Source organism: Stenotrophomonas sp. Sm2128 (genome assembly GCF_030985535.1).
GTDB classification, from domain to species: Bacteria; Pseudomonadota; Gammaproteobacteria; order Xanthomonadales; family Xanthomonadaceae; genus Stenotrophomonas; species Stenotrophomonas maltophilia.
The window spans coordinates 1-4205 of the sequence record NZ_JAPTFQ010000141.1; the positions used below are offsets into that span (position 1 = coordinate 1).

General features: G+C 68.4%; 6 protein-coding genes. 3 read left to right on the top strand and 3 right to left on the bottom strand.

The features are described 5' to 3' along the window. Positions 1-61 precede the first annotated feature (61 nt). The 3 genes from lptC to O0K41_RS22015 all read right to left on the bottom strand — a co-directional run bounded on the left by lptC (position 62) and on the right by O0K41_RS22015 (position 2250). Entirely contained in the window at positions 62-637 is a 576-nt protein-coding gene (gene lptC / locus O0K41_RS22005; protein ID WP_164223284.1) for an LPS export ABC transporter periplasmic protein LptC, read from the bottom strand. Then, a complete protein-coding gene (locus tag O0K41_RS22010) occupies positions 634-1182 on the bottom strand; it encodes an HAD hydrolase family protein (RefSeq protein ID WP_005408394.1) in 549 nt (182 codons plus the stop codon). The genes lptC and O0K41_RS22010 overlap by 4 nt, the downstream gene beginning before the upstream one ends. 66 nt (positions 1183-1248) lie before the next feature. Beyond that, positions 1249-2250: a KpsF/GutQ family sugar-phosphate isomerase gene (locus O0K41_RS22015; protein ID WP_012479347.1), complete on the bottom strand. Its 1002-nt coding sequence runs from the start codon at positions 2248-2250 to the stop codon at positions 1249-1251. A 54-nt stretch (positions 2251-2304) separates the two neighbouring features. Between O0K41_RS22015 and O0K41_RS22020 the strand changes: the two genes are divergently transcribed. The 3 genes from O0K41_RS22020 to O0K41_RS22030 are packed head-to-tail and all read left to right on the top strand — an operon-like array spanning position 2305 to position 4142. Further along, positions 2305-2535 carry a BolA family protein gene (locus O0K41_RS22020; RefSeq protein WP_005408396.1) on the top strand — a complete coding sequence of 77 codons (231 nt, stop codon included), beginning with the start codon at positions 2305-2307 and terminating at the stop codon, positions 2533-2535. A 21-nt stretch (positions 2536-2556) separates the two neighbouring features. Beyond that, positions 2557-3828: a UDP-N-acetylglucosamine 1-carboxyvinyltransferase gene (murA, locus tag O0K41_RS22025; protein WP_005412503.1), complete on the top strand. Its 1272-nt coding sequence runs from the start codon at positions 2557-2559 to the stop codon at positions 3826-3828. Further along, complete coding sequence (locus tag O0K41_RS22030; RefSeq protein WP_005408398.1) at positions 3825-4142, top strand: hypothetical protein; 318 nt, start codon at positions 3825-3827, stop codon at positions 4140-4142. The genes murA and O0K41_RS22030 overlap by 4 nt, the downstream gene beginning before the upstream one ends. Positions 4143-4205 lie beyond the last annotated feature (63 nt).

Below are 4205 nucleotides of genomic sequence, written 5' to 3' on the forward strand. Positions count from 1 at the left end.
GGCGGAGGGTGGGGCTGCCGGCCCTGCGCCTGTCCGGAGACGTCGCGGGCTGGCGGCGGAATCAGCGTCTGGGCGTGTAACGGCCCTTGGACTGGCTGAGGAAATGATACGTGTTGTTCTTCGAATCCACTTCGAAGCCGACGCCGGACTGTTCCATGCCCGGGCGGGTCATGGTCACCAGGGCGTCGGTACGGGCGCGGCTCTCCTTCGGGAACACGTCCAGGTGGTCGGTGCGGAAGGTGGTCGGCACCACACCCGGGCCCGCCGGGCTGTCGCCGGCAACCTTGCCGCGCAGCTTCATCTCGTCGCCCTTGGCGCTGAGCCAGCCGGTCTCGGCACGCAGCGTCCAGTGCTTGCCATCCTTGTCCGGCATCTCGAACAGCGGGGTGGCGATGTTGATGGTCTGGTCGCCGCGCTGGCGTTCCAGCCGCGGTGCGCGCAGGGTGGTCGATTCCTTGCCGTGCTCATCCAGGGCAACGATCTGGAAGTCATGCAGGATGTAATCCACGCCGATTTCCTGGCCCCCCGTGGCTGGACCCTTGTCGCGGTTGCGCAGCGCCGCCCAGCTGCTCAGCAGGGCGGCCAGCAGCAGGCTGATGCCGAGCACGGTGCGCCAGTTCAAGGTGGGCAGGTTCATGCGCCAAACCTCGCCAGCACCGCATCCGCGCGGCCCTGGGCGGCCAGCAGGATGTCGCACAGCTCGCGCGCGGCGCCACGGCCACCCTCGGCGCGGGTCTGCCAATGCACGCGTTCGGCGATCCACGGATGGGCATTGGCCGGGGCCACCGCAAGGCCGACCGCACCCAGCGGCGCCAGATCGGGCAGGTCATCGCCCATGAACGCCACCTGTTCCAGGCCGATCCCGTGCTGCGCACACAGCGCCTGCACGCTGGCCAGCTTGTCGCCCACGGCGATCTGGGTGTCGATGCCGAGGTCGGCGCCGCGCTTGAGCGCGGACTGGCTGTTGCGCGCGGTGATCAGCACGGGGTGGATACCGTGCTGCTGCAGCAGTTTCAGGCCCAGGCCATCCTGCACGAAGTACGCCTTGCTCTCGTTGCCGTCCTTGTCGTAGTACAGCCGACCGTCGGTGAGGGTGCCGTCCACGTCGAAGCAGGCCAGGCGGATCTGGGCCGCAGCGGCATGCAGGTGGGCGGGGAAGGCGGGCAGGGGGGACCAGGGCATCAGGGCGGCAGGCTCGTTATGGGCGGGTGCGGCGTTACAGACTGAATGGGGTCTACGGACTGTCGGTTAAACCACCCGGGCCCGCAACAGGTCATGAATGTTCAGCGCGCCAACCGCGCGGCCCTGGCCATCAACCACGATCAGGCCGGTGATTTTGTGGGTCTCCATCAGGCGGGCGGCCTCGACCGCCAGCTGGTCGGCGCCGATGGTGCGCGGGTTGCGGGTCATCACGTCGGCGATCTTCGCCGTGCGCACGTCCAGCGCACTGTCCAGCGCACGGCGCAGGTCGCCGTCGGTGAACAGCCCGATCAGCACGCCGTCGGCGTCAACCACGGCGGTCATGCCCAGCCGCTTGCGGCTCATTTCCACCAGCGCCTCGCTGAGGCTGGCGTCGGCGCCCACGCTGGGCAGGTCGTCGCCGGTGTGCATGACGTCGGTGATGTGCAGCAGCAGGCGACGGCCGAGGCTGCCGGCCGGGTGCGAGCGGGCGAAGTCATCGGCGGTGAAGCCACGTGCATCGAGCAGGGCCACGGCCAGTGCATCGCCCATCGCCAGCGAGGCGGTGGTGCTGGAAGTGGGTGCCAGCGCCAGCGGGCAGGCCTCGGCCGGCACGCTCACATCCAGATGGATGTCGGCGGCGGCGGCCAGGCTGGACTGCGGGCGGCCGGTCATGGAGATCAGCAGGTTGCCCTGGCGCTTGAGCACCGGCAGCAGCATCAGCACCTCGTCCGATTCGCCCGAGTAGGACAGGGCCAGCACGACGTCGTCCTCGGTGATCATGCCCAGGTCGCCGTGGCCGGCTTCACCGGGGTGCACGTAGAACGCCGGCGTACCGGTAGAGGCCAGGGTGGCGGCGATCTTGCGCGCGATATGCCCGGACTTGCCCATGCCGGTGGCGACCACCCGCCCGCGGCTGGCCAGGATCGCCTGGCAGGCCTGCTGGAAGGCCTCGCCGAGGCGGTCGGCCACGGCATCCAGGGCCTGCCGCTCGATCTCGAACACGCGGCGGCCACTGGCAACCAGGCCGGCAGGGTCGACGGAACGGGGGGGCAACAGGGATTCGGCCATGCGGACGCCACGCAGCGGAAGTAGAATGGACCCACATTTTATTAGGAAAGCCCGTTGGACGCCGACACCATCCGCAATCTGATCGAAACCGGCCTGCCCGGCGCCCGCGCCGACGTGCAGGGCGACGACGGCGTGCATTTCGAAGCGACCGTGGTCTGCGAGGCCTTCGCCGGCAAGATGCCGCTGGCCCGCCACCGCATGGTGTATGCCACCCTGGGCGACCTGATGGGCGGCGCGATCCACGCGCTGGCGCTGAAAACCGTGACCCCGGCCGAAGCCGGCTGAACCGCAGAAGATCCCGAATACATGGCCAAGATCGTTGTGACCGGCGGCGCTGCGCTGCACGGTGAAGTGAGCATCTCCGGCGCCAAGAACGCCGTCCTCCCCATTCTCTGCGCGACCCTGCTGGCCGATGCGCCGGTGGAGATCACCAACGTGCCGCACCTGCACGACGTGGTCACCACGGTGAAGCTGCTGGGCGAGCTGGGCGCCAAGGTCACCATCGACCAGGGCACGCTGTCGCGCGGCAGCGCGATCGTGGTCGACCCGCGTCCGGTCAACCAGCACGTCGCACCGTATGAGCTGGTCAAGACCATGCGCGCCTCGATCCTGGTGCTGGGTCCGCTGCTGGCCCGCTTCGGCGCCGCCGAAGTGTCGCTGCCGGGCGGCTGCGCGATCGGCTCGCGACCGGTCGACCAGCACATCAAGGGCCTGCAGGCGCTGGGCGCCGAGATCGTGGTCGAGAACGGCTTCATCAAGGCCAGCGCCAAGCGCCTGAAGGGGGGCCACTTCACCTTCGACATGGTCAGCGTCACCGGCACCGAGAACGTGCTGATGGGCGCGGTGCTGGCTGAAGGGACCACCGTCCTCGACAACTGCGCGATGGAACCGGAAGTGACCGACCTGGCGCACTGCCTGATCGCGCTGGGCGCGAAGATCGAAGGCCTGGGCACCGCCCGCCTGGTGATCGAGGGCGTCGAGCGCCTGTCCGGTGGCCGCCACGAAGTGCTGCCCGACCGCATCGAGACCGGCACCTTCCTGGTGGCCGCGGCGATGACCGGTGGCAAGGTCACGGTCAACCGTGCGCGCCCGAACACCATGGACGCGGTGCTGTCCAAGCTGGTCGAGGCCGGTGCGAAGATCGAGACCACCGACGACAGCATCACCCTGGACATGCAGGGCAGGCGGCCGAAGGCGGTCAACCTGACCACCGCGCCGTACCCGGCATTCCCGACCGACATGCAGGCGCAGTTCATGGCGCTCAACTGCGTGGCCGATGGCGTGGGCGTGATCAACGAAACGATCTTCGAGAACCGTTTCATGCACGTCAACGAACTGCTGCGCCTGGGCGCGGACATCCAGGTCGAAGGCCACACCGCCATCGTGCGTGGCAGCGAGCACCTGAGCGGCGCACCGGTGATGGCGACCGACCTGCGTGCGTCGGCCTCGCTGATCCTGGCCGGCCTGATGGCCAGCGGCGATACCACCATCGACCGCATCTACCACCTTGATCGTGGCTACGAGAACATCGAAGAGAAGCTGTCTTCGCTCGGCGCCACCATCCGGCGCGTGCCATGATCCTGCGCGGCAAGTTCAGCCCGCGTCGCAAGGCGCTGCTGGCCCTGGTGCTGATCGTGCTGGCGTGGCTGGGCTATGCCTGGTACGCCAACATCGCCATCACCCAGGGCATCGAGCAGAAGGACATGGACTGGAACGGCGACGGCACGGTCACGCGTGACGAGATCATCGAGTCGTTCTATGCGGTCGCGGTGAACGACAGCCAGGACGGCAACCGTCATTGCCGCACCTTTGTCTGGCGCAGCACCGGCGAGCAGATCCGCGTGGACTGCCGCACCGAGTTCAAGCCGGCGGCGGCCGAGGAAAAGAAGTAAGAAAAACGCCCGCGAAAGCGGGCGTTTTCTTTTCGCGGGGCCCGGGGGGGGGGGGGGGGCGCC

Coding starts and splice junctions, on each gene's coding strand:
- murA (WP_005412503.1), top strand. CDS start 2,557: ATGGCCAAGATCGTTGTGACCGGCGGCGCTGCGCTGCACGGTGAAGTG.
- O0K41_RS22010 (WP_005408394.1), bottom strand. CDS start 1,182: ATGCCCTGGTCCCCCCTGCCCGCCTTCCCCGCCCACCTGCATGCCGCT.
- O0K41_RS22015 (WP_012479347.1), bottom strand. CDS start 2,250: ATGGCCGAATCCCTGTTGCCCCCCCGTTCCGTCGACCCTGCCGGCCTG.
- lptC (WP_164223284.1), bottom strand. CDS start 637: ATGAACCTGCCCACCTTGAACTGGCGCACCGTGCTCGGCATCAGCCTG.
- O0K41_RS22030 (WP_005408398.1), top strand. CDS start 3,825: ATGATCCTGCGCGGCAAGTTCAGCCCGCGTCGCAAGGCGCTGCTGGCC.